At 41.5% G+C, this 23,818-nt stretch carries 24 protein-coding genes and 1 pseudogene; 16 read left to right on the top strand and 9 right to left on the bottom strand.

The features are described from left to right. Window positions 1-76 precede the first annotated feature (76 nt). The 11 genes and pseudogenes from nt5e (at window position 77) to FBF73_RS01020 (ending at window position 10,465) form a co-directional block, all read left to right on the top strand. The gene (gene nt5e, locus FBF73_RS01065) at window positions 77-2,095 is read left to right on the top strand and encodes a cell surface ecto-5'-nucleotidase Nt5e (protein WP_136936762.1); all 2,019 of its coding nucleotides are present in this window, start codon (window positions 77-79) and stop codon (window positions 2,093-2,095) included. A gap of 149 nt (window positions 2,096-2,244) precedes the next feature. Continuing rightward, complete coding sequence (gene adcR / locus FBF73_RS01060) at window positions 2,245-2,685, top strand: zinc-dependent transcriptional regulator AdcR (protein ID WP_136936699.1); 441 nt, start codon at window positions 2,245-2,247, stop codon at window positions 2,683-2,685. After that, on the top strand, window positions 2,685-3,389 hold the full coding sequence (locus FBF73_RS01055) for a metal ABC transporter ATP-binding protein (protein WP_136936698.1): 705 nt from the start codon (window positions 2,685-2,687) through the stop codon (window positions 3,387-3,389). Before adcR ends, FBF73_RS01055 begins: the two co-directional genes overlap by 1 nt. Beyond that, on the top strand, window positions 3,382-4,188 hold the full coding sequence (locus tag FBF73_RS01050) for a metal ABC transporter permease (RefSeq protein ID WP_136936697.1): 807 nt from the start codon (window positions 3,382-3,384) through the stop codon (window positions 4,186-4,188). Before FBF73_RS01055 ends, FBF73_RS01050 begins: the two co-directional genes overlap by 8 nt. A 9-nt stretch (window positions 4,189-4,197) precedes the next feature. Further along, window positions 4,198-5,703 (top strand): zinc ABC transporter substrate-binding lipoprotein AdcA, encoded by a 1,506-nt coding sequence (adcA, locus tag FBF73_RS01045; RefSeq protein ID WP_136936696.1) that lies wholly within the window; start codon window positions 4,198-4,200, stop codon window positions 5,701-5,703. Window positions 5,704-6,178: 475 nt separating this feature from the next. Next, on the top strand, window positions 6,179-7,063 hold the full coding sequence (locus FBF73_RS01040) for an SPFH domain-containing protein (RefSeq protein WP_004235732.1): 885 nt from the start codon (window positions 6,179-6,181) through the stop codon (window positions 7,061-7,063). Between the two features lie 579 nt (window positions 7,064-7,642). Further along, a complete protein-coding gene (locus FBF73_RS09965) occupies window positions 7,643-7,807 on the top strand; it encodes a hypothetical protein (RefSeq protein WP_153219761.1) in 165 nt (54 codons plus the stop codon). A 123-nt stretch (window positions 7,808-7,930) separates the two neighbouring features. Further along, a pseudogene (locus FBF73_RS01035) lies at window positions 7,931-8,011 on the top strand (CPBP family intramembrane glutamate endopeptidase); the annotation flags it as partial. A 56-nt stretch (window positions 8,012-8,067) separates the two neighbouring features. Next, window positions 8,068-8,364 carry a bacteriocin immunity protein gene (locus tag FBF73_RS01030; RefSeq protein ID WP_169435149.1) on the top strand — a complete coding sequence of 99 codons (297 nt, stop codon included), beginning with the start codon at window positions 8,068-8,070 and terminating at the stop codon, window positions 8,362-8,364. Between the two features lie 132 nt (window positions 8,365-8,496). Next, window positions 8,497-9,483 (top strand): rhodanese-related sulfurtransferase, encoded by a 987-nt coding sequence (locus FBF73_RS01025; RefSeq protein WP_049539876.1) that lies wholly within the window; start codon window positions 8,497-8,499, stop codon window positions 9,481-9,483. Window positions 9,484-9,604: 121 nt separating this feature from the next. Further along, window positions 9,605-10,465 (top strand): DUF4299 family protein, encoded by an 861-nt coding sequence (locus FBF73_RS01020; protein WP_136936694.1) that lies wholly within the window; start codon window positions 9,605-9,607, stop codon window positions 10,463-10,465. Between the two features lie 64 nt (window positions 10,466-10,529). On the opposite strand, the gene FBF73_RS01015 is transcribed toward FBF73_RS01020, so the two are convergent. The 5 genes from FBF73_RS01015 to FBF73_RS00995 all read right to left on the bottom strand — a co-directional run bounded on the left by FBF73_RS01015 (window position 10,530) and on the right by FBF73_RS00995 (window position 14,709). Continuing rightward, a complete protein-coding gene (locus tag FBF73_RS01015) occupies window positions 10,530-11,492 on the bottom strand; it encodes a DUF6574 domain-containing protein (RefSeq protein ID WP_136936693.1) in 963 nt (320 codons plus the stop codon). 62 nt (window positions 11,493-11,554) lie between these two features. Beyond that, window positions 11,555-12,505, bottom strand: coding sequence for a DUF4097 family beta strand repeat-containing protein (locus FBF73_RS01010; RefSeq protein ID WP_136936692.1), 951 nt, complete (start codon window positions 12,503-12,505; stop codon window positions 11,555-11,557). Further along, window positions 12,498-13,091, bottom strand: coding sequence for a DUF1700 domain-containing protein (locus FBF73_RS01005; RefSeq protein WP_136936691.1), 594 nt, complete (start codon window positions 13,089-13,091; stop codon window positions 12,498-12,500). The genes FBF73_RS01010 and FBF73_RS01005 overlap by 8 nt, the downstream gene beginning before the upstream one ends. After that, on the bottom strand, window positions 13,078-13,404 hold the full coding sequence (locus FBF73_RS01000; protein ID WP_136936690.1) for a PadR family transcriptional regulator: 327 nt from the start codon (window positions 13,402-13,404) through the stop codon (window positions 13,078-13,080). The genes FBF73_RS01005 and FBF73_RS01000 overlap by 14 nt, the downstream gene beginning before the upstream one ends. 138 nt (window positions 13,405-13,542) lie before the next feature. After that, window positions 13,543-14,709, bottom strand: a complete 1,167-nt coding sequence (locus FBF73_RS00995) for a CynX/NimT family MFS transporter (protein WP_136936689.1) — start codon at window positions 14,707-14,709, stop codon at window positions 13,543-13,545. Between the two features lie 154 nt (window positions 14,710-14,863). Here FBF73_RS00995 and FBF73_RS00990 point away from each other — a divergent pair, with 154 nt between their 5' ends. Together FBF73_RS00990 and FBF73_RS00985 are read left to right on the top strand one after the other, a co-directional pair. Next, window positions 14,864-15,694, top strand: coding sequence for a glycosyltransferase (locus FBF73_RS00990; RefSeq protein WP_136936688.1), 831 nt, complete (start codon window positions 14,864-14,866; stop codon window positions 15,692-15,694). A gap of 76 nt (window positions 15,695-15,770) precedes the next feature. Beyond that, window positions 15,771-17,621 (top strand): polysaccharide biosynthesis protein, encoded by a 1,851-nt coding sequence (locus FBF73_RS00985; RefSeq protein ID WP_136936687.1) that lies wholly within the window; start codon window positions 15,771-15,773, stop codon window positions 17,619-17,621. A gap of 108 nt (window positions 17,622-17,729) precedes the next feature. Here the strand turns inward: FBF73_RS00985 and FBF73_RS00980 are convergent, their stop codons facing one another. Genes FBF73_RS00980 through sdaAB form a run of 3 tightly spaced genes read right to left on the bottom strand, consistent with a single transcriptional unit; the run spans window position 17,730 to window position 19,936 of the window. After that, complete coding sequence (locus FBF73_RS00980; RefSeq protein WP_136936686.1) at window positions 17,730-18,362, bottom strand: HAD hydrolase-like protein; 633 nt, start codon at window positions 18,360-18,362, stop codon at window positions 17,730-17,732. Window positions 18,363-18,383: 21 nt separating this feature from the next. Continuing rightward, window positions 18,384-19,256, bottom strand: a complete 873-nt coding sequence (gene sdaAA / locus FBF73_RS00975; RefSeq protein WP_136936685.1) for an L-serine ammonia-lyase, iron-sulfur-dependent, subunit alpha — start codon at window positions 19,254-19,256, stop codon at window positions 18,384-18,386. Between the two features lie 8 nt (window positions 19,257-19,264). Beyond that, window positions 19,265-19,936 carry an L-serine ammonia-lyase, iron-sulfur-dependent subunit beta gene (gene sdaAB, locus FBF73_RS00970; protein WP_000838909.1) on the bottom strand — a complete coding sequence of 224 codons (672 nt, stop codon included), beginning with the start codon at window positions 19,934-19,936 and terminating at the stop codon, window positions 19,265-19,267. Window positions 19,937-20,175: 239 nt separating this feature from the next. On the opposite strand from sdaAB, the gene FBF73_RS00965 reads away from it, so the two are divergent. Continuing rightward, window positions 20,176-20,826 (top strand): M23 family metallopeptidase, encoded by a 651-nt coding sequence (locus FBF73_RS00965; RefSeq protein ID WP_124787490.1) that lies wholly within the window; start codon window positions 20,176-20,178, stop codon window positions 20,824-20,826. Window positions 20,827-20,913: 87 nt separating this feature from the next. Here the strand turns inward: FBF73_RS00965 and FBF73_RS00960 are convergent, their stop codons facing one another. Continuing rightward, window positions 20,914-21,792 carry a hypothetical protein gene (locus tag FBF73_RS00960; RefSeq protein WP_124787491.1) on the bottom strand — a complete coding sequence of 293 codons (879 nt, stop codon included), beginning with the start codon at window positions 21,790-21,792 and terminating at the stop codon, window positions 20,914-20,916. A 301-nt stretch (window positions 21,793-22,093) separates the two neighbouring features. Between FBF73_RS00960 and mnmA the strand changes: the two genes are divergently transcribed. Continuing rightward, a complete protein-coding gene (gene mnmA / locus FBF73_RS00955; protein ID WP_136936684.1) occupies window positions 22,094-23,215 on the top strand; it encodes a tRNA 2-thiouridine(34) synthase MnmA in 1,122 nt (373 codons plus the stop codon). A gap of 140 nt (window positions 23,216-23,355) precedes the next feature. Beyond that, on the top strand, window positions 23,356-23,811 hold the full coding sequence (locus FBF73_RS00950) for an NUDIX hydrolase (protein WP_169435148.1): 456 nt from the start codon (window positions 23,356-23,358) through the stop codon (window positions 23,809-23,811). Window positions 23,812-23,818 lie beyond the last annotated feature (7 nt).

Below are 23,818 nucleotides of genomic sequence, written 5' to 3'. Positions count from 1 at the left end.
AAAATATGTTGAAAGTTTCAAAAATATTGTAAATAGCGTACAATATAGTGTGAATGAGAAAAAGAAAGGGATGAAAATGAATAAACGTTTCTTGTTACCTGTCTTGTCGACAGCCCTATTGGCCCCAGTCTTATTGGCTGGGCATGCTTATGCTGATGAAACGGCTAGTTCTATAGAGAAGTCACCTGCTGTAGCAACTCCTGCAGCTCCAACAATAGAGGCGGCAACTCCCACAACTGTTGAATCAGCGGAAGCAAAGGAAACTCCTGTTGAATCTCCTAAAAGCGAAGAAAAAGACACCGTTATCTTGCACACCAATGATGTCCATGGTCGTATTGTTGAGGAAAAGGGCGTTATTGGAGACGCTAAGCTAGCGACAGTCATCGAGCAGGAACGCGCGAAATCAAATCAAACTACTCTCGTCGTAGATGCTGGAGATGCCTTCCAAGGTTTACCGATTTCCAACTCTACAAAGGGTGAAGCACGCGCCGAAATTCTCAATCAGATGCAGTATGATGCCATGGCAGTAGGAAACCATGAGTTTGACTTTGGTTTAGACGAAGCTAAGAAATACAAGGAAATTTTGAAATTCCCATTACTTAGCTCAAATACCTACGTCAATGGTACCCGTCTCTTTGAAGATTCTACAATTGTTGATAAAGATAAGACTGTAGAAGGTGATGAGTTTGTTGTGATTGGTGTGACAACACCGGAAACAGCTACTAAAACTCACCCTAAAAATGTCAAAGGAGTAACCTTTACAGATCCAATCACAGAGGTGAATAAGGTTATTGAAGAAGTGCAAGCTAAGGCAAGTACCGAAGGTAAGGACTACAAACAATATGTCGTACTCGCTCACTTAGGTGTAGATACGACAACCCCAGTCGAATGGCGTGGTTCAACTCTGGCAGAAGCCTTGTCTAAAAATCCTCGTTTGAAAGGGAAACGCGTAACAGTAATCGATGGCCACTCTCATACAGTAGAATCAACGACCTATGGGGAAAATGTTACCTATAACCAGACAGGAAGCTACCTTCATAATGTAGGGAAAATCATCTACAAATCACATCAGCTTTTGGGAAATCCAACTCAGATTGCGGCTGCTGATGCCAAAAAACTACCAGCAAATCCAACAGTTGAAAAACTAGTCAAAGACATTAAACAAAAATACGATGCTGAAAATGCTGTTGAAGTCGTTTCAAATAGCCCAGTAGAACTCAACGGTGACCGGGAAAATGTTCGAGTCCGTGAAACTAACCTCGGAAACGTCGTAGCAGATTCCCTCTATCAGTATGGTCAAACAGGATTTAGCCATCAGACTGACATAGCTGTGACAAATGGTGGTGGACTGCGTGAAACTATTGCAAAAGGAAAACCAATCACAAAAGGTAATGTTATTGCTGTTCTTCCATTTGGAAATACCATTTCACAAATCCAAGTGACTGGGCAACAAGTATTGGATATGTTTGAAAAGTCACTCGGATCTATCTTGCAGGTCGATAAGGATGGCAAGAAGGTCTTGGATGAGAACGGACAACCATTGCTAGAACCAAGTGGTGGTTTCTTGCAAGTTTCAGGTGTGAAGGTCTACTATGATACTAACCTACCATCAGGGAAACGTGTCTTGGCAATCCAGGTCAAAAACCGCGTGACTGGTCGTTATGATCTCCTGGATCTCGTAAAAACCTACTATCTTGCAACCAATGATTTCCTAGCTGCAGGTGGAGATGGTTACACTATGTTAGGTGGTGCACGAGAAGAAGGTCCTTCTATGGATGCAGCCTTTGAAGAATATCTGAAAACTGCTGATTTGAGTCAGTATGAAAAGATTAATCCAAATTCACGGACGATTTCTGTTGATTCTAAAAACTTTAGTCTACCTACAGAAACGTCTCAAACGGATGCAGCTACAGGTGATGCAAATACTACTGTAAAACTTTCTTATGAGGTGGCAGGTCAATTTAGCAAGAAGGAAGTCGTTTCAGAAAAAGTTCTTCCAAATACAGGTAGTGAACAATCTATTTTCTTGCTTTTAATGGGAATGGTTGCAGGGTTAGCAGGTATCTTTGTAAGTAAAAAATCACAGCAAAAATAAGTTAAATTTCAAATCTAAAGGAGTCAAGGGAAACGTTTTTATAGCTCTTTCCCTTGACTCTTTTTTGGTTTGTGATATAATTAACCAGTAAAGAATCGATGGCTATCGGTATTTTTATCTAAAAGTGATAGTTAAGAAAGGAGTAACACATGAGACAGCTTGCGCAGGAAATTGATACTTTTTTGAATGAGGTTATCTTGAAGTCTGAAAATCAGCATGAAATCCTAATAGGTCATTGCACTAGCGAGGTGACCCTGACCAATACTCAGGAGCATATCCTCATGCTCTTGTCAGAGGAATCTTTAACAAATTCAGAACTGGCCCGTCGTCTCAATGTCAGTCAGGCAGCAGTTACCAAGGCCATTAAGTCTTTGGTCAAGGAAGGAATGCTGGAAACGTCTAAAGATCCGAAGGATGCGCGTGTGATTTTTTATCAGTTGACTGATTTGGCTCGTCCAATCGCTGAGGAGCACCATCATCACCATGAGCATACACTTTTAATCTATGAAGAAGTGGCGACTCAGTTTACTCCAAATGAACAAAAAGTGATTCAGCGGTTTTTGACTGCTTTAGTAGGAGAAATCAAATAATGAGATATATTACGGTAGAGGATTTATCTTTCTATTATGATAAGGAGCCTGTTCTTGAACATATCAATTATAGTATTGATAGTGGGGAATTTGTTACCTTGACGGGGGAAAATGGAGCGGCTAAGACGACACTCATCAAAGCCAGTCTTGGAATTCTCCAACCACGCATTGGTAAGGTAACTATTTCAAAGACAAATACGCAGGGTAAGAAATTGAGAATGGCCTATCTTCCCCAGCAGATTGCTAGTTTTAATGCAGGTTTTCCAAGTACGGTTTATGAATTTGTCAAGTCGGGTCGCTATCCGCGAAAAGGCTGGTTCCGTCGCTTGAATGCTCATGATGAGGAGCATATCAAGGCTAGTCTGGACTCAGTTGGCATGTGGGAACATCGAGACAAACGCTTGGGTTCTCTATCTGGAGGACAAAAGCAGCGAGCGGTGATTGCGCGTATGTTTGCTTCGGATCCAGATGTGTTTATCCTAGATGAGCCGACAACGGGGATGGATGCAGGAAGTAAAAACGAATTTTACGAACTCATGCATCACAGCGCCCATCATCATGGCAAGGCTGTTTTGATGATTACTCATGACCCTGAAGAAGTTAAGGACTATGCGGACCGCAATATTCATTTAGTCCGTAACCAAGACTCGCCATGGCGTTGTTTCAACGTTCATGAGAATGATCAGGAGGTGGGCCATGCTTAGTTTATTATCTTATGATTTTATGCAGCGTGCCTTTCTGGCCGTTATTGCCATGAGTCTTTTCTCGCCAGTTCTTGGAACCTTCCTTATCTTGCGCCGTCAAAGTTTGATGAGTGATACCCTCAGCCACGTCTCTCTTTCAGGTGTAGCCTTTGGTCTGGTCCTAGGGATTTCTCCGACTGTTTCTACGATTGCCATTGTCTTGATTGCGGCGGTCTTTTTGGAGTATCTCCGTACAGTTTACAAGAGCTTTATGGAAATCGGGACAGCTATCCTCATGTCGACAGGTCTGGCTGTTTCTCTGATTGTCATGAGCAAGGGTAAAAGCTCGAGTTCAATGAGTTTGGACCAGTATCTTTTTGGTTCTATCGTGACGATTAGTGAAGAGCAGGTTATTTCCCTCTTTGTCATTGCGGCGGTTGTTTTGATGTTGACCTTCCTCTTCCTTCGTCCGATGTATATCTTGACTTTTGATGAGGATACAGCCTTTGTGGATGGCTTGCCTGTTCGTACCATGTCTATTCTTTTTAACATGGTGACGGGGGTGGCCATTGCCCTTATGATTCCAGCTGCAGGAGCTCTTCTGGTATCGACCATTATGGTCTTGCCAGCCAGTATTGCCCTTCGTCTAGGGAAAAACTTTAAATCGGTTATGCTGCTTGCCAGTGCTATTGGATTTTTGGGAATGGTAGCAGGACTTTACATTTCCTACTATGCAGAAACACCTGCAAGTGCAAGTATTACCATTATTTTTGTAACTGTCTTTTTACTCATTAGTTTAGTAAGACGTTTTATCAAATAGGAGACTAACGTGAAAAAAATTAGCTTATTGTTCGCCAGTCTGTGTGCCTTGTTTTTAGTGGCTTGTTCCAATCAAAAGCAGGCAGATGGCAAACTAAATATTGTGACAACCTTTTACCCTGTCTATGAATTTACCAAGCAAGTCGCAGGAGATACTGCTAATGTAGAATTCCTAATCGGTGCTGGTACAGAACCTCATGAATATGAACCGTCTGCCAAGGCAGTTGCCAAAATCCAAGACGCAGATACCTTCGTTTATGAAAATGAAAACATGGAAACATGGGTTCCTAAATTACTAGATACCTTGGATAAGAAAAAGGTCAAAACCATCAAGGCGACAGGCGATATGTTGCTTTTGCCAGGTGGTGAGGAAGAAGAGGGAGACCATGACCATGGAGAAGAAGGCCATCACCATGAGTACGATCCCCATGTTTGGTTATCACCAGTTCGTGCCATTAAACTGGTAGAGCACATCCGTGATAGCTTATCAGCAGATTATCCGGATAAAAAAGAGACCTTTGAGAAGAATGCTGCTGCCTATATCGAAAAATTGCAAGCCTTGGATAAGGCTTATGCAGAAGGCTTGTCTCAAGCCAAACAAAAGAGCTTTGTGACTCAACACGCAGCCTTTAACTACCTTGCCTTGGACTATGGGCTCAAACAAGTCGCAATCTCAGGCCTTTCTCCAGATGCAGAGCCATCAGCAGCTCGCTTGGCAGAATTGACAGAGTACGTCAAGAAAAATAAAATTGCCTATATCTACTTTGAAGAAAATGCTTCACAAGCACTTGCTAATACACTTTCAAAAGAAGCAGGTGTCAAAACAGATGTCCTCAATACTTTAGAAAGTCTGACGGAAGAGGACACCAAGGCTGGAGAAAACTACATTTCCGTGATGGAGAAAAACCTCAAGGCTCTGAAACAAACAACAGACCAAGAAGGCCCAGCTATTGAGCCTGAAAAGGCAGAGGATACCAAGACAGTCCAAAATGGTTACTTTGAGGATGAAGCTGTCAAGGATCGCACCTTGAGTGACTATGCAGGTAATTGGCAATCAGTTTATCCTTTCCTTGAAGATGGTACGTTTGACCAAGTTTTTGACTACAAGGCTAAGTTGACTGGTAAGATGACTCAGGCTGAGTACAAGGCCTACTATACAAAAGGCTATCAGACAGATGTGACTAAGATTAACATTACTGATAACACTATGGAATTTGTTCAAGGTGGCCAAAGTAAGAAATATACTTACAAGTATGTTGGTAAGAAAATCTTGACTTACAAGAAAGGAAATCGTGGCGTGCGCTTCCTATTTGAAGCCACAGATGCGGATGCTGGACAATTCAAGTATGTTCAGTTTAGTGACCACAATATCGCCCCAGTTAAGGCAGGACATTTCCATATCTTCTTTGGAGGCACAAGCCAAGAAGCCCTCTTTGAAGAAATGGATAACTGGCCAACCTACTACCCAGATAACCTATCTGGCCAAGAAATCGCCCAAGAAATGTTGGCGCATTGATGAGAAACCGACTAGTTCATAGGAGCTAGTCGGTTTTTGGGTACTAGATGGTAACTTCATTATAGACCTTTCAGATACCTAAGGAACGTAATCGGTAACCGATGACAAAAATAGTATACACATCAATTTTAGATCATCAACCTCACTTAATGCTTGAACTATTGGAGTGCGGTTCATTTCAATGATGTTTTTTGTGAGTCTTTTAAAGGGATTAATCGTTACTTGTTTTGTTTCTTTGTCCACAACTTGTAAAGCTCAGATAGTATGTTGATAATCAACGGAGTTAGAGAGAACTAGCATGTTGCACCTAATTCCTTACCAGTTGGTTTAGCAAGAGATTAGACGACAATGTGACAATTCACCTCTAATTATTGACATTTCAGGAAAAATCGCAGTAAAAACTGCACAGCCTTCTTTAAATGTGCTATAATACAGGAAAATAATGATGGAGGTCACGATAATGGCAACATTTTTGATGATTTTTGTGGTGGTTTGTGTGCTCCTATTGGTGATAGTCACACTGAGTACAGTTTATGTGGTTCGTCAGCAGTCGGTGGCGATTATTGAACGCTTTGGGAAATACCAAAAGGTTGCCAATAGCGGTATTCATATTCGCTTGCCTTTTGGGATTGACTCGATTGCAGCGCGGATTCAGTTGCGCTTGTTGCAAAGCGATATTGTGGTTGAGACCAAGACCAAGGACAATGTGTTCGTTATGATGAATGTAGCGACTCAGTACCGTGTCAACGAGCAGAGCGTGACAGATGCCTACTATAAACTCATGCGTCCAGAATCTCAGATTAAATCTTATATCGAAGACGCTCTTCGCTCTTCTGTTCCAAAATTAACCTTGGATGAATTGTTTGAGAAAAAAGATGAGATTGCCCTTGAAGTCCAACACCAGGTAGCAGAAGAAATGACTACTTACGGGTACATTATCGTGAAAACCTTGATTACTAAGGTCGAACCAGATGCAGAAGTCAAGCAATCCATGAATGAAATCAATGCGGCGCAACGTAAGCGGGTCGCAGCGCAAGAATTAGCGGAAGCCGACAAGATTAAAATCGTCACTGCAGCTGAAGCCGAAGCAGAAAAAGACCGCCTCCATGGTGTGGGGATTGCCCAACAACGTAAGGCGATTGTGGATGGATTGGCAGAGTCTATCACAGAACTCAAGGAAGCCAATGTTGGTATGACAGAAGAGCAAATCATGTCCATTCTTTTGACCAACCAGTATTTGGATACCTTGAATACCTTTGCCTCTAAAGGAAACCAAACTATCTTTTTACCAAATACTCCAAATGGTGTTGATGATATCCGTACACAAATCTTGTCAGCCCTCCGTGCTGAGAAGAAATAATAGACTAAAGAGCCTGGAGTCAGGCTCTTTTTAGTGTTTGTGAGAGATAAGTCTTAGCTTAGGCAAGACGATTCACAAAAGTTACTAACAGGTTGTGGATAAGTGTGGATAACTTCTGATTATTTTAGTGATAATTCTTATTTGTGTGACCAATTTAGTAACTTTTGAGGATTATAAAGTAGTTTTAATTGCTGAAACTCAAGAGTTAAGCACAGTTTGGGATAGTTATTCACAGATTGTGGATAACCTTGGGGATAGAGTGTAGGCCTACTAATGATAAGCAGATAGATACCTAATACTCTCGTTGTTATAATAGATGATATAGAGTGTTTCTCGTGAAACATTCTATTTCTATATCTTTTCGAGTTATAGGTGACTTAGTTCGATAAACTCAAGAGGGATGATAGATTAAAAGAAATTATGTTGCTTGACTATTGGAGGGATTATGGTACATTAAATGAATAAAACAGGAAATAGAGGCTGAAAAGCTATTATCTGTGGGTTCTTGGGTTATTTCTGTCAAATTTGGAAAAGTTGCTATCGGCATATACACATTCCCAAAAAGAAACATTAGGAGAATTGGCAGATGTGATTTTAGGGAGTCTTGATTTTACAGATGATCATACTCATGATTCTTTCATGGATAGTGTTGTTTGGAGTGACGAGGATTTTTATCATGTCAGTTTTATTGTGGGAAGATTTACTTCGTTTTCTCCTGAAATTGAGTTTTTGTCCAGACTCTAAACAAAAATTTAAGTTCAGTCTAGGTAGGTCTAGTAGTTCAATGAAATGATTTATTGTGACTTGCCAGATTAGTTATTAAAACGGTAGTTAAGATTAAGTTTTATTTTTTCAAATTTCAATTCATCCTATGCGGTGCATGTGATTAATAATATTTTCGCGACCTTACCATTTTTGCTGACTTTTTTACACAGGGTATTTGGGTGAAATATTGGTACGAGAGTTAGGAATGATAGCTTTTCAATTTAAGGAGGAAAATAAGAATGACACCATTAAAATGGTTTGCAGGAGGAAGCGAAAGACGTTGTGAAGCCATGACTATCATAGATCATCTACTAGAAGACATAAAGGATACGCCTCAGCTGACTCCCTTGAAAAATCTGTTAGTGAGCTATAAAAGACGATTAGAGGACGATGGGACCTCTACCCCATTTATTTTGAGTCAAATGAATGTTGACCTTGCGCGCGTATTGATTGATAACAAGCTAAGTTTGTCAGAAAGTCAAGCCGAGCAGATCAAAAAATTGAGAGAACTATCTGCTATTCGATATGGTTATTGATGAAGTGCAGGGATAGGCCTCTTTCTATAAATTTCCAGTCAAATAAATTGCATTCGTTTTCTCAAGCAGGTATACTAATATAGTTAGATAAAAAATTCTGAAAATTTAAGAATAGAAAAGAGAACAAATCTTATGGCAAAAGATATTCGTGTCTTACTTTACTACCTTTACACTCCAATTGAAAATGCAGAGCAATTTGCTGCAGACCACTTGGCTTTCTGTAAATCAATCGGCCTTAAAGGTCGTATCCTAGTCGCTGACGAGGGAATTAACGGAACAGTTTCAGGTGATTACGAAACAACTCAAAAATACATGGACTACGTTCACAGTCTTCCAGGAATGGAAGACCTCTGGTTCAAGATTGACGAAGAAAATGAACAAGCCTTCAAGAAGATGTTTGTTCGCTACAAGAAAGAAATTGTCCACCTTGGTTTGGAAGACAATGACTTCGACAACGACATCAATCCACTTGAAACAACAGGTGCTTACTTGTCTCCAAAAGAGTTCAAAGAAGCCCTTCTTGATGAAGATACTGTTGTCCTTGACACACGTAACGATTATGAGTACGACCTAGGACATTTTCGTGGGGCTATCCGCCCAGACATCCGCAACTTCCGTGAGTTGCCACAGTGGGTTCGTGACAACAAGGAAAAATTCATGGACAAACGTGTTGTGGTTTACTGTACAGGTGGCGTTCGCTGTGAGAAATTCTCAGGCTGGATGGTTCGTGAAGGCTACAAAGATGTCGGCCAATTGCACGGAGGAATTGCAACTTACGGTAAAGACCCAGAAGTTCAAGGTGAGCTTTGGGATGGGAAAATGTACGTCTTTGACGAGCGTATCGCCGTAGATGTTAACCATGTTAACCCAACCATCGTAGGGAAAGACTGGTTTGATGGAACCCCATGTGAACGTTATGTCAACTGTGGAAATCCATTCTGTAACCGTCGTATCTTGACATCAGAAGAAAATGAAGACAAGTACCTTCGTGGATGCTCACACGAGTGCCGTGTTCACCCACGTAACCGCTATGTTTCAGAAAATGAATTGACACAAGCTGAAGTTGTCGAGCGCCTAGCCACTATCGGTGAAAGCTTGGATCAAGCAGCTACTGTATAAGATCAAACAGTCCTTAGGGGCTGTTTTTCTATGCTTTTTACTAAAAAATCTAAAGTTTGTTTCTGTATCTTTCAGGAAAATAGGGTATACTATATGTAAACGATTTCAAAGGAGTCCAGTTATGACGAAAACATTTTTTATTCCAAATAAACAGAGCATTTTAGGAGAACAGGAAATTTTGACTGCCAAGTCTATCTTGGCCTTGGTAGATGGCTTGGAGTCACATAGCTATGATGCAGTCTATCTCCGTCAGCCTCTTAATCGTCTCGAGTATATCGAGTGTGCGATAGTGGGGCAATCACAATTTCTTTTTAAAGTCAGTTATGATGATGGTCAAAAGGCTTACCGTGTCGATCTTCCTGCCCTACTAACGAAGACAGACTGGCGGATTATCAAGTCATTTTTAGAAGCTCTCCTTGCTTATACAGGAACTGAGATTGAAGGACTAGATGGTTTTGATTTTGAAGCTTATTTCCAAGCAAGTATTCAAGCCCATCTGACAGATAATGCAGCTCGTTTTACGATTTGCCAAGGAATTTTTAATCCTGTTTTCTTTAGTCATGAGGACTTGAAAAGCTTTTTAGAGGCAGATGGCTTGGCACAGTTTGAAGCACGTGTACGTGCGGTTCAAGAGACAGACGCCTACTTTGCAAGAGTTTCCTTCTATCAAGATGGAGAAGAGCAAGTGCACGGTGTTTACCATCTGGCTCAAGGGGTCAAGACCGTTTTACCGAGAGAACCATTTGTACCTGCAGCCTATATTGAGCAATTGGTGGATAAGAAAGTTCAGTGGGAAATTGACTTGGTTCAAATCACAGGAGATGGCTCTAAACCAGAAGACTATGAAGCCATTGCCCGCTTGGACTATGCAAAATTCCTTGAGGTACTACCGTCAGAATTTTACCACCAACTAGACGCCAATCAATTAGAAGTGCAGCCCATCCTAGGACAAGATTTTGAAGGATTGGCACAAGAAAAGTAAAGCAGGTCAATCGACTTGCTTTTTTGACATAGAAAAATCCTGCCATGGATGACAGGATTGAAGTTTAAAGAAAGGCCAAGATACGAAGATAATCTCCAATCAGTGCCACTTCAGCTACAAAGAAGAGGAGGATAATGACTCCGTTCACAAGGACAGACAAGAATAATTGATAGAAGGAGTCGGTTTCACTTGCTTGACTTGGTCTTGTAATGATATGGAGACTAGCAAGCAGAATGATTCCAACACTAATCACACACAAGAGAGCCGTAAATCGCAGGCTGTCAAAGAAGGCAAAGAAACTAGCAATAGCAGTGAGGATGATTGGAATTGCCAAGAGTTGACTATATTGTTGGAGAACCTTTTCTAGCGTCCAGTCTTTTTCCTGGTGGATAAATCGTCTCACAACGAAACTACCCAAGAGGAATGAAAAGAAGAAGAGTGTTGTTGCTACTAGTATAGAGATAATCGAAAAGAGAGTTAATGAAGCAAATTGTTCAGGGAAGTGGCTGTTTATAGTTGCCATATGTCCATAGTAAGCATGTTTGATGTGGTAGATACTAAAGAAAAAGGAAGATGCAGAAAACAGAATGAGCAAGAGAAAGGCTGTGTAGCTGTGTGTGTTACTTGTTTCAAGCTTGCTTGTAGGAGATTTGATTGCTTCCACTAGCCAAGACCAAAATAGTGAGATTTCTTCCTTTAATCGGGCAGTTTTGTGGGGGTCAATTTCTGGGATATAGGGACTTTCTAAAGCCTTGTTGATAAGGTTTTTAACTTTGGCTGAACTTTCTTGGGTCTTATCCTGATCAGCCTTAGCTTCTCCCTGTTCTTCAGTTTGATTTTCTTCTATTGTTTCGGGAGCTTCCTCATCATGAGTTTCAGCTTCTTTAGAAGAAATGTCTGTCTCTTCGCTTGCTTGTATATCAGTATCTACAGGCTCGACAGTCTCTGTTTCTTCAGGCTGATTTTCTGATGTTGTCTTAGGTGCTTTCTTCTCAAGATCGGCACTTTCAAACCATTCTTGTGTCATGGTAGAACCTCCTTTTTAGTTAGATAAATATGCTTTCATAGTAGCAGATGTAAGCGCTTTTGTCAACGATTTCTAGAAGAAGACTCGTGTTCCTCTGATTTGAGTAGATAGATATCCTGTTCTGCTCTGGCCATGAGTTGATCGTTTGCATCTGATTTTTCTGTTTTATAAGGATTGCTTAATCGTTCATCTTTGTTTTCTTTGTTTTTAAACGAACGCCTTCCTTCTCTTAAAAAATGAAGAATAGAGCCATGTTTTGTTGAAAGATCTAAGTTGATTCTTTGTTTTTCTTCTTCGGAAAGTAGCAGTTGTAGGTCTGTTTTCGCCATCAGTTCCACCTTACCATGTACTTGGATTTTTTCAGCGTGGATGTGATGTTTTGTTGACTCTAGCTGACTATCTGTAAGGTCTGTATCAAAGATATTGATAATATTTTGTGTTGTGAGTTTACTGTTTTTGATACGACTTCCTTCAATTCGGAGGAGATAGCCATTATTGGTATTGATGGTCGCATTTTCAAGACTAGCATTAGTGATACTGGTTTGTCCACGATTGGCTGAGATGTTGATTCCTTTTAGACTTCTTCCTTTTGGAACTTGGAGAATAACTTCATTAAAACGACGAGAGTAGCCACTTGCGATATGGAGAATCCCACCAATTCCAGAAGAGAGAAATGGAGTTTCAGACAGTTTCTTATCAGTGAGGCTTAGAGTTTTGTCGTTTTGATTTGTGACAAGATCATGGTTAGCAGAAATAGATGGATGATAAGAAATGTGGATTTGATCATCGAAAGAGTCTGTGATGGTGAGCGCGTGTTGGTGGAGAGTGATCTCTAGGTTTTCGACTTCCTTGCCAAAGGTCAACTCTTCCATCCGACTATCATAGACAGGCTCCTTGGACATGGCAAGTAGGCTCTTAATTCCGTCAGATTGGATGCCTACAAAGAGCAGGATAAATCCGATAATGGTAGTCACCACACCAAAAATGAGAAATCCTTTTGTAAACTTACGCATGCTGGTCACCTCTCTTTCCTTTTTTGAGAATAAATTGCACCAGGCGAACAATGAGTAGGCCGAAGAAGCGGGCTACATAGGAAATACCTAGTAAGACTAGTGAAGAAGCACCGATAGCCAGTAAACCAGAACCAAAAATCAAGATAAAGGCTGATTTAGCTTGGGCTAAGACAGTGAAACTTTCAACTAAAAATAGGAATCCACCGATGATACCAAGTATGGAAACTACAAAGAAAGCTAAGATGACGCTCGAAGCGGCCACAAGGATTGCGAAAAGAGCCAAGAGAATGGCGATTCCTAAAGGAATACCGATGGGTGCTGCAAGTAGGGCTAACAAGGCGATATGCAAAATTTGTCGGTTATTCTTTTGAGCAGGTGCTTCATTGATTTTTTTATCGAGAAGATTGGAGAGAACTTCGTGGGCCGCTTCTTTGGGAGTTCCTAAGCTAGCGATGAGTTCTTCTTCTCCATCGACTCCAGCATCGTCAAAGAGTTCCCTGAAATAGTCCATGGCTTCAATTTGGTCAGCTTCAGGTAGTTTTTTGAGATAAAGTTCTAGCTGAGTCAGGTATTCAGTTCTTGTCATGGCGGATACTCCCTTCTATGATTCCATTGATGGTGTCTGTATAAAGTGCCCATTCATCTTTTAGGGTCACGAGCTGTTCTATACCACCATTTGTCAAGGAGTAGTATTTGCGCATGCGACCTTGGAACTCTCTAGAATAGGTTATCAGAAAGCTATTGCCTTCCAATTTTTTTAGGATAGGATAGAGTGTAGATTCTTTGATATTAGCGATCAGCTTAATGGTCTGGCTAATCTCATAACCATAAGAATCCCCTTTTTCCAGTACGGCCAAGATGAGAAATTCAATCAAGGCAGAGGATGTTGGGAAGTACATGGGAAACCTCCTTTTCTAATGTGTAAGATTTTTATATATAATTTTTCTACACATACATTGTACATCTAAAAGAAAGCCCTGTCAAGAGAAATGTGTAAAATTTTTATATATAAAAAACTCCTAGTTTTTACTAGGAGTTTAGAGGATTTTATCAGCTCTGTCCACTGTGAAGAGGGCCACAGTCATCAGGATATCGACGAGTAAGAGAGCAACTACAGCTGGTACCCAAGAGTGGAACAGATCAAAACTGTATCCAAAGAGAGTCGGCCCAAAGGCTGCCAGGATATAGCCTCCTGTTTGAGATAGGCCGGACAATTGAGCTGTCTTTTCAGGGGCGCTTGTCTTGAGTGAAAAGTTGACCATGAGATAAGGAAAGAGGGCGCTGGTTGCGGTTCCGATGAGGAGATGGATGGCAAGCCAGTAAAAGAAATTACCGACTGGGAAAAAGAGCATGGAAATGCCGACCACGCCAGCCAGTGAAACCAGAGTGAGCATGAGCTGACGGTTGCGAGTAGACAAACTGGTTGTCAGGCTTGGGATGGTCATTGAAAAGGGAATGCTAATCAGAGAGAAGATAGAGGTCAGTAAGCCAGCTTCGTGACTGGATAGGCCTGCGTGGATAGCCATGGTAGGTAGCCAGGTCATAGCGGTGTAAAAGAGCAAGGATTGAAAACCTGCAAAGACAATCACTGCCCAGACCTGTTTATTATGCATGACCTTTGCTTTGCTTTTTTGTTTGGTTTGTGGAGTCAGTCTGTGATTATAGCAGTGATTTGGGAGCCAGACCAAAAAAGTTGCTAGACAGAGCAGGGTGAGGAGGATGATAAGTCCTTTCCAAGAACTGGCTTGTGTAATGGGCACAGCTAGATAGGAAGCCAGAGCCGTCGCAACCCCCATAGAAGTTACATATAAGGTGGTCAGATAACCAATTTTCTTTGGTTGATTAGCTTGGATAAGACTAGGAAGCAGAACATTGATGACTGCGATACTTGCCCCAACCATCAAGGTTCCTAGATAGAGCAGGGGCAGATTGATTAGTCGAATGAGAGAACCGATGGTCAAGAAGAAAAGGCTATAGGTAAAGAGATGCTCCAAGCCAATTTTCTGAGCTAGTCGGGTAGAAAAGAGCGAGAAGAGAGTAAACATGAGGAGAGGAAGGCTGGTCAGGACACCAAGTGAACTAACTTCGACTCCCAGCCCTTGCGAAATATCTCCCAAAATAATGGGTAAAACAGTAAAAGGAGTCCGCAAGGAAACACCAATCAGGATAATACCTGGAACAAAAAAGAGTGATTGCTTTTTCATATAATACCTCTTCTAGCTGATTTTAATAACAGCTTATTTTAAGGCTTTTTTCCTATAATGTCAAGTAAGGTTTCTGGCTTTCAAGATAAAAATAGGAAAGTCTTGAAAATTATGATAAAATAGTGGAAGGAAATCTATATATTGGAGAAAAACTGTGCTTGAAAAGCAAAAAATTAGCGTCTTGATGTCGGTCTATGTAAAGGAAAATCCGACATTTTTGAGAGATGCCATTAATAGTATTCAAAATCAAACCTTGCAACCGAGCGAATTGGTTCTCGTAGAGGATGGACCTCTCACACCAGAACTCTATCAGATATTAGACCAGGTTGAAGCTGAGTCTGATATTCCAGTGAAACGCTATCCTCTTGAGCAGAATCAAGGTTTGGGTCTGGCTCTTCGATACGGTGTTTTACAGTGCCAGTATGATATTATTGCCCGTATGGATACGGATGATATAGCTGTTCCAAATCGTTTTGAGAAACAGGTTCAGCTAATGGAGAAGGATAACCTCGATCTATTAGGTGGACATATTGCAGAGTTTATTGACAATCCTGATGAGATCGTTTCTTACCGTCGTGTTCCAACCCAGCATGCAGATATTGTAGCTTATCAAAGAATGAGAAGTGCCTTTAACCACATGACTGTCATGTTCAAGAAGGACATGGTTCTCAAGGCAGGCAACTATGAGGATGGCCTTTATATGGAGGATGACCTCCTCTGGCTCAATATGATTGCTGCAGAAGCTAAGACTGGAAATCTGGATCAAATCTTGTGTAAGGTTCGTGTTGGAGCAGGAATGTTTGAGCGTCGTGGGGGACTGCGTTACCTCAAACTCTATCGTCAAGCTCGTCAGCGCATATTGAAGAGAGGGCAAATTTCTTACATGGAATATGCGAAAAGCATTGCCATTCAAGCAATCGTTGCACTCTGTCCGGGCTTTGTACGTCAGTTTATCTTTGTCAAGCTTTTAAGAAAAAGCAAATAAGTTATAGACAAAACAAGCAAATTATATTATTATAGCAATAGAATCCTTTAACTCTTTTAAGGAGGAGTAAATTCCTATGAATAAAAAACTCACAGATTATGTGATTGATCTGGTGGAAATTTTAAATAAACAACAAAAACAGGTTTTCTGGGGAATATTTGATATTTTGAGTATGGTGGTTTCCATCATTGTATCTTATATCTTATTCTACGGCTTGATTAATCCAGCACCTGTTGACTACATTATCTATACGAGTTTGGCCTTCCTGTTCTATCAATTGATGATTGGATTTTGGGGGTTGAACGCTAGTATTAGTCGTTACAGCAAGATTACGGATTTCATGAAAATCTTTTTTGGTGTGACTGCTAGCAGTATCTTGTCATATAGTATCTGCTATGCCTTCTTGCCTCTCTTCTCTATCCGTTTTATCGTGCTCTTTATATTGTTGAGTACTTTCTTGATTTTATTGCCACGGATTACTTGGCAGTTAATCTACTCCAAACGCAAAAAAGGCAGTGGTGATGGAGAACACCGTCGGACCTTCTTGATCGGTGCCGGTGATGGTGGAGCTCTCTTTATGGATAGTTACCAACATCCAACTAGTGAATTAGAACTTGTCGGTATTTTGGACAAGGATTCTAAGAAAAAGGGTCAAAAACTTGGTGGAATCCCTGTTTTGGGTTCATATGATAATCTGCCTGAATTAGCCAAACGCCATCAAATCGAGCGTGTTATCGTTGCGATTCCGTCACTTGACCCGTCAGAATATGAGCGTATCTTGCAGATGTGTAATAAACTGGGTGTCAAATGTTACAAGATGCCTAAAGTTGAAACGGTTGTTCAAGGACTTCACCAAGCAGGTGGAGGCTTCCAGAAGATTGATATCACAGACCTTTTGGGTCGTCAGGAAATTCGTCTTGACGAATCGCGTCTGGGCGCAGAACTTACTGGAAAAACAATCTTAGTCACAGGTGCTGGAGGTTCAATCGGTTCTGAAATCTGTCGCCAAGTTAGTCGCTTCAATCCTGAACGTATCGTCTTGCTCGGTCATGGGGAAAACTCAATCTATCTTGTGTATCATGAATTGATTCGTAAGTTCCAAGGGATTGATTATGTACCTGTGATTGCGGATATTCAAGACTATGACCGCTTGTTGCAAGTCTTTGAGCAGTACAAGCCAGCTATTGTTTATCATGCGGCAGCCCACAAGCACGTTCCTATGATGGAGCGCAATCCAAAAGAAGCCTTCAAAAACAATATCCGTGGAACCTACAATGTTGCTAAGGCTGTTGATGAAGCTAAAGTACCTAAGATGGTTATGATTTCGACAGATAAGGCGGTTAATCCACCAAATGTTATGGGAGCAACCAAGCGCGTGGCGGAGTTGATTGTCACTGGTTTTAACCAACGTAGCCAATCGACTTACTGTGCGGTTCGTTTTGGGAATGTTCTTGGTAGCCGAGGTAGTGTGATTCCTGTCTTTGAACGTCAGATTGCTGAAGGCGGTCCTGTAACGGTGACAGACTTCCGCATGACCCGTTACTTTATGACCATTCCAGAAGCTAGCCGTTTGGTTATCCATGCTGGTGCCTATGCCAAGGATGGGGAAGTCTTTATCCTTGATATGGGTAAACCAGTCAAGATTTATGACTTGGCCAAAAAAATGGTCCTTCTAAGTGGACACACCGAAAGCGAAATTCCAATTGTTGAAGTTGGAATCCGCCCAGGCGAAAAACTTTACGAAGAACTCTTGGTATCAACCGAACTGGTTGATAACCAAGTTATGGATAAGATTTTCGTTGGTAAGGTTAATGTCATGCCTCTAGAAGCCATCGATCAAAAGATTGAAGAGTTCCGCACTCTTAGTGGAGATGAGTTGAAGCAAGCCATTATCGCCTTTGCCAATCAAACAACCCACGTTGAATAAAAAAGAAGAACGCATATTATCAGGTCTGAAGAACCTTGGTAATATGCGTTTTGTTATGTAGAAACTTGCTCCATTTTCTTTTGAAATGGGGTTTTTGCCCAGTCTATGTTATTGAAAATACTCCAAAACTTCTATGGGTTTGTGAGCGATATAATCAGGCTGATAGTTTAGTAAATCTGCTTGCTCTCCAAATCCCCAAGTGACGGCTAATTTCTGAATACCTGTTTCTTGAGCTCCCAGCATATCAAACTTGGTATCTCCGATGATGATGGCTTGTTCTGGTTCTAGTTGATGTGCCTGCAAGGCTTGGCGAATGACATCTGCCTTATGAGGTGCTTCAGGGCTGGAACCATAAATGCCATCAAAGAAATGATAGATTCCCAAATTTTTAGTCATATCTTGAGCAGTTGGAGTATTTTTTGTCGTGGTGATATAGAGTGGATAACTGCTCGATAACTCCCCAAGCAAGTCTACAATCTGAGGAAAGAGTTGAGCTTCATGGATGCCTTTTGCCTTGTAGTAAGAACGGTATATCTGGACAGCCTCAGAAATTTGGTCTTTGGGAAGGCAGGTCGCAAAACTACTTTCGAGGGGCGGTCCCATAAAACCACGAATAGTTTTGGCATCAGGGCTAGGCACCCCGAGCTCCTTAAAGGTATGGGTAAAGGCATTGTGAATCCCGATAGAACTGTCAACGAGGGTTCCATCTAGATCGAAAAAGATAGCTGTGATAGAGGTCATGGTTTCTCCTATTTGATAAGCTTATTCTCCGAAAATTTCTTTTTGGAGGCGACGACCAGTAGGGGTGGCAGCGAGTCCACCTTCAGCTGTTTCACGAAAGGCAGTTGGCATGCTTGACCCCACTTGGTACATGGCATCGATAACCTCATCCACAGGGATTTTAGATTCGATACCTGCCAGAGCCATGTCTGCTGCGATGAAGGCAAAGCTAGCTCCCATAGCATTGCGCTTGACGCAGGGAACTTCGACCAAGCCGGCAACAGGGTCACAGATGAGGCCTAGCATATTTTTAATGACAAAGGCAATGGCCTGGCTGGCCTGATAAGGTGTTCCACCGGCAGCTAGAGTCAAGGCTGCAGCACTCATAGCAGAGGCCGAACCAACCTCGGCCTGACAGCCACCTTCAGCACCTGAGATAGAGGCATTGTTTGCGATGACTAGTCCAAAGGCACCGGCAGCAAAGAGGAAATCCAGTTGTTGCTCGTGACTGAGGTCTAATTTTTCAATAGCAGCTGTTAGAACTGAGGGCAGACAGCCAGCACTTCCTGCGGTCGGAGTGGCACAAACCAAGCCCATTTTAGCATTATGTTCATTGACTGCGATAGCATTTCGGGCAGCAGAGAGAATTGTGTAATCTGACAGAGTGTTTCCGTTTTTGATGTAGTGATCCAATTTGGCAGCATCCCCACCTGTCAGGCCACTACGAGATTTATTTTCATTGAGGCCAAGTTGGACAGAGGCTTTCATGACTTCCAGATTGCGTTCCATGAGAAGGAAGACTTCTTCACGTTCGCGACCTGTCAATTCAAACTCTGTTGTAATCATGAGTTCTGCGACATTTCCTTGAAAGTCCAGATCTGCTTGCTCGACCAATTCTTTAATAGAATAAAACATGCTTCCTCCTATTTAAAGAAATTGACATTGTGGAGATGAGGGATTTTTCGAATTTCTTCGATGGCCTCATCACAGTTGCGACTATCGACTTCGATAATCATAATGGCTTTTTCACCAGCTTTTTCACGAGTGACATTCATCTGGGCGATATTGATATCATAGCGAGAAAGTGCCTCCGTAACAAGTGCAATCATACCTGGAATATCTTGATGAACAATGATGATAGTCGGTGTATTCATATTGAGAGAGACGGCAAAGCCATTGAGTTCGGTTACCTGAATATTCCCTCCACCGATAGAAATACCAGTCACGCTGATGGTCTTGTGGGCATTTTTAACGGTAATTTTAGTGGTGTTTGGATGAGGAGCATTACTGTCTTTCTGAATGGTCCAGACAATCTTGATACCGCGCTTGTGGGCAATTTCCAGGCTGTTTGGGATTTCAGGATCATCTGTATCCATGCCCAAAATACCTGCAACAAGGGCTAGGTCTGTTCCGTGACCACGATAGGTCTTGGCAAATGAGTTAAAAAGTTGGAATTCAACTTCTGTCGGAGTATCATCAAAAATGGAAGAGACAATCTTCCCAATACGAACAGCACCAGCGGTATGGCTACTAGATGGGCCAATCATAACTGGTCCGATGATATCAAAGACAGATTGAAAACGAAGTGATTTCATCAGTTTCCCCTTATAAAAATTCTTATCTCTATTATATCAAAGAATGAAGGTCTTGGCTTTAATTGTGGATGAAAACCTTTTTACACTACAAATAGCATAAAAAAGCATCTTTTGTAACAAAAAATAGCTTGTTTAGGGAAATAAAAAATACTTTTGTAATATTTCTACATAAAAGTGTCAAGAAACGGTAATATTTAAAGGGTATGATAGAACTATAGAAAGAAGGAGAATTTTCAAATATGAAATCAACAACTAAAAAGATTAAAACAACTCTTGCAGGAGTAGCTGCCTTGTTTACAGTATTTGCTCCATCATTTGTATCTGCCCAAGAATCATCAACTTACACTGTTAAAGAAGGTGATACACTTTCAGAAATCGCTGAAACTCACAACACAACTGTTGAGAAATTGGCAGAAAACAACCACATCGACAACATTCATTTGATTTATGTTGGTCAAGAGTTGGTTATCGATGGCCCTGTAGCGCCTGCTGCAACACCAGCGCCAACTACTTATGCAGCACCAGCTGCTCAAGATGAAACTGTTTCAGCTCCAGCAGCAGAAACTACAGAAGTAGTAGAAGAAGCAGCACCAGCTGCAAGCACACCTGCAGCAGAAGAAACTGTTGCTGTAGCAGAAACTTCAGCACCAGCTGCAACTGTAAGCGGTTCTGAAGCAGAAGCTAAAGAATGGATTGCACAAAAAGAATCAGGTGGTAGTTACACAGCTACAAACGGCCAATACATCGGACGTTACCAATTGACAGATTCATACTTGAACGGTGACTACTCAGCTGCTAACCAAGAACGTGTGGCAGATGCCTATGTTGCAGGACGTTACGGTTCATGGACTGCTGCTAAAAACTTCTGGCTTAACAACGGCTGGTATTAAGAAATAGAAAAAGAGCCTTTGATGGCTCTTTTTGTGTGCTTTTATTTGACAAAAGACAATTTTTAAATAGTAGTAATGACAGATTGCTTACGGCTGACGGGATTCTGGAGTTTCTCCAGCTGAATTAGTGCGATTATTACTGTTAGTATCGCGAACCTCAGCATTATTACTATTATTATTGGTATTCGTATCTCCTTGGGCTCCTGCAGTATCAGTAGCTTGATCTCGTGTATTGGTAGCAGTGTTTTCCCCACTTCTAGCACCATCAGATGAATATTGCTCGCTTGCAGGTGCTTGTGAATTATATCTGTTCCCATTTGACCCAGTATAGGTTGGAGTGTAGCTGCCTCCTTCTGAAGAATGTGTCTCTCTTTCTCCCTCACTACTAGTCGTTTCTGTTTCTTTTTTATTAGACTTTTGTTCTTCTTTTTTGGTCAAGACTTCAACTTGCTTTTGGAATTTAGAAATCAGTTCTTGAATGGGTTTTATTTTTTCATCAATAGTGGCTTGTTCTCTTGTGGAATTGACACTTTTAATAATTTCTAGTATTTTTTGTAAGGAAGTGATGGCTGTTTCAAGTGTTTGTTTATCTTCAAACTGGCTATCGGATTCCTTTATATCCAATTTTAAAGCTTTTTCAGTATAATGATTAGTGATTTTATCGGCCGTAGAAGTAAGGAAATCTGCTAATGTCTTTTTGCCTTCGTCAGAGGTTGGCTTCAATTCTTGGATTTTTTTCCAATCCTCTATAATCGTTTCAGAACCAATATTGAAGTCTTTAATGGCATTTTTTACTTGTTCAACATCTTGTCCATTCTTATGTTGTCTGCTGAGAGCGATGTTCCCTCTCTCTGCTTGGATATGTTCTTGATGAATGACTAAGCCTATTAAAAGTCCAAGACCTACAACAATAATGATAGTAAAAATAGTATTTTTTGATTTTAGGATATCTTTGTAGTTTTTCACAATCGTTCTACGCACATGGATGGTAGTATCTTAAAGGGATCATGTACGACTTCCTCCTAATTACAGTATATCATTTTTAGCTTATTTTATAAATAAGTTTATAAGTAGAATCGAGATTTGGCTGCACATTGTCTTTTTTGTGATTATATTGATGTTTCTATCAAAGAGAATATCAGATTATCAGCCTCTTTCTTGTCTTCTCTATCTAAGCATGTTATAATGAAAACTGCTCAAACGACCTTCAATCGTGAGGCACACACGACCTTCAATCGTGAATAAACGAATAGATGGGAGAACTACCATGAGTGATAACTCTAAAACACGTGTTGTCGTGGGGATGAGTGGTGGTGTTGATTCGTCGGTGACGGCTCTTTTGCTCAAGGAGCAGGGCTACGATGTGATCGGTATCTTCATGAAGAACTGGGACGACACAGATGAAAACGGCGTCTGTACGGCGATCGAAGATTACAAAGATGTGGCTGCGGTGGCAGATCAGATCGGCATTCCTTACTACTCTGTCAATTTTGAAAAAGAGTATTGGGACCGCGTTTTCGAGTATTTCCTAGCGGAATACCGTGCAGGGCGCACGCCAAATCCAGATGTTATGTGCAACAAGGAAATCAAGTTCAAGGCCTTTTTGGACTATGCCATGACCTTGGGGGCAGACTATGTAGCGACTGGGCATTATGCCCGAGTGGCGCGTGATGAGGATGGCACTGTTCACATGCTTCGCGGTGTGGATAATGGCAAGGATCAGACCTATTTCCTCAGCCAACTGTCGCAAGAACAACTCCAAAAAACCATGTTCCCACTAGGACATTTGGAAAAGCCTGAAGTTCGAAAACTAGCAGAAGAAGCAGGCCTTGCGACTGCTAAGAAGAAAGACTCAACAGGGATTTGCTTTATTGGAGAAAAGAACTTTAAAAACTTTCTCAGTAACTACCTGCCAGCTCAGCCAGGCCGCATGATGACTGTGGATGGTCGCGATATGGGCGAGCACGCAGGTCTTATGTATTATACGATTGGTCAGCGTGGTGGGCTTGGTATCGGTGGACAACACGGTGGTGACAATGCCCCTTGGTTCGTTGTCGGGAAAGACTTGAGCCAAAATATCCTTTATGTAGGTCAAGGCTTCTACCATGATTCGCTCATGTCAACCAGCCTAGAGGCCAGTCAAGTTCACTTTACTCGTGAGATGCCAGAGAAGTTTACGCTCGAATGTACGGCTAAATTCCGCTACCGTCAACCTGACTCTAAGGTGACTGTCCATGTCAAAGGAGACAAGGCAGAAGTCATCTTTGCGGAACCACAGCGCGCGATTACACCAGGACAGGCAGTTGTCTTTTACGATGGCGAAGAGTGTCTAGGTGGTGGCTTGATTGACAATGCTTACCGCGATGGACAAGTTTGTCAGTACATTTAGATTGACAAATTTTCTCAATTTGCTACAATAATAAAAGCAATAGAAATGATGGTCAAAGCTCATGGATGTTGCAGGCTTTTTTGTCCTGCACTTCTTTGGAGTTTTGACTGTTTTTGTGTCGTTTAAGGGAAAGGACAAGAATGACTCAGCAAGACTTTCGGACAAAAGTAGGAAATACGGTTTTTGGAGTTCGGGCGACAGCCTTGATTGTCCAAAATCGCAAGCTTCTAGTCACCAAAGATAAGGGCAAGTATTATACTATTGGCGGTGCGATTCAAGTCAATGAAAGCACGGAAGACGCGGTAGTCCGTGAAGTGAGGGAAGAACTGGGTGTCAAAGCTCAAGCTGGGCAACTAGCTTTCGTGGTTGAAAATCGTTTTGAACAGGATGGTGTTTCCTATCACAATATCGAGTTTCATTATCTGGTGGACTTGCTTGAAGATGCCCCACTGACCATGCAGGAAGATGAGAAAACGCAACCCTGTGAATGGATTGACTTAGATAAGCTTAAGGATATCCATCTAGTTCCAGCTTTTTTAAAAACAGCCCTACCCGATTGGGACGACCAACTGCGACACATTCATCTTGAGGAATAGGAGAGAA

The sequence above is a fragment of the Streptococcus mitis genome, assembly GCF_005144795.1.
Taxonomy (GTDB): Bacteria; Bacillota; Bacilli; order Lactobacillales; family Streptococcaceae; genus Streptococcus; species Streptococcus mitis_BB.
The sequence above is the reverse complement of the archived record's forward strand: the minus strand, read 5'-3'. Positions and strand labels throughout refer to the sequence as shown.

Coding starts and splice junctions, on each gene's coding strand:
- nt5e (WP_136936762.1), top strand. CDS start 77: ATGAATAAACGTTTCTTGTTACCTGTCTTGTCGACAGCCCTATTGGCC.
- adcR (WP_136936699.1), top strand. CDS start 2,245: ATGAGACAGCTTGCGCAGGAAATTGATACTTTTTTGAATGAGGTTATC.
- FBF73_RS01055 (WP_136936698.1), top strand. CDS start 2,685: ATGAGATATATTACGGTAGAGGATTTATCTTTCTATTATGATAAGGAG.
- FBF73_RS01050 (WP_136936697.1), top strand. CDS start 3,382: ATGCTTAGTTTATTATCTTATGATTTTATGCAGCGTGCCTTTCTGGCC.
- FBF73_RS01040 (WP_004235732.1), top strand. CDS start 6,179: ATGATTTTTGTGGTGGTTTGTGTGCTCCTATTGGTGATAGTCACACTG.
- FBF73_RS01030 (WP_169435149.1), top strand. CDS start 8,068: ATGACACCATTAAAATGGTTTGCAGGAGGAAGCGAAAGACGTTGTGAA.
- FBF73_RS01025 (WP_049539876.1), top strand. CDS start 8,497: ATGGCAAAAGATATTCGTGTCTTACTTTACTACCTTTACACTCCAATT.
- FBF73_RS01020 (WP_136936694.1), top strand. CDS start 9,605: ATGACGAAAACATTTTTTATTCCAAATAAACAGAGCATTTTAGGAGAA.
- FBF73_RS01015 (WP_136936693.1), bottom strand. CDS start 11,492: ATGACACAAGAATGGTTTGAAAGTGCCGATCTTGAGAAGAAAGCACCT.
- FBF73_RS01010 (WP_136936692.1), bottom strand. CDS start 12,505: ATGCGTAAGTTTACAAAAGGATTTCTCATTTTTGGTGTGGTGACTACC.
- FBF73_RS01005 (WP_136936691.1), bottom strand. CDS start 13,091: ATGACAAGAACTGAATACCTGACTCAGCTAGAACTTTATCTCAAAAAA.
- FBF73_RS01000 (WP_136936690.1), bottom strand. CDS start 13,404: ATGTACTTCCCAACATCCTCTGCCTTGATTGAATTTCTCATCTTGGCC.
- FBF73_RS00995 (WP_136936689.1), bottom strand. CDS start 14,709: ATGAAAAAGCAATCACTCTTTTTTGTTCCAGGTATTATCCTGATTGGT.
- FBF73_RS00985 (WP_136936687.1), top strand. CDS start 15,771: ATGAATAAAAAACTCACAGATTATGTGATTGATCTGGTGGAAATTTTA.
- FBF73_RS00980 (WP_136936686.1), bottom strand. CDS start 18,362: ATGACCTCTATCACAGCTATCTTTTTCGATCTAGATGGAACCCTCGTT.
- sdaAA (WP_136936685.1), bottom strand. CDS start 19,256: ATGTTTTATTCTATTAAAGAATTGGTCGAGCAAGCAGATCTGGACTTT.
- sdaAB (WP_000838909.1), bottom strand. CDS start 19,936: ATGAAATCACTTCGTTTTCAATCTGTCTTTGATATCATCGGACCAGTT.
- FBF73_RS00965 (WP_124787490.1), top strand. CDS start 20,176: ATGAAATCAACAACTAAAAAGATTAAAACAACTCTTGCAGGAGTAGCT.
- mnmA (WP_136936684.1), top strand. CDS start 22,094: ATGAGTGATAACTCTAAAACACGTGTTGTCGTGGGGATGAGTGGTGGT.
- FBF73_RS00950 (WP_169435148.1), top strand. CDS start 23,356: ATGACTCAGCAAGACTTTCGGACAAAAGTAGGAAATACGGTTTTTGGA.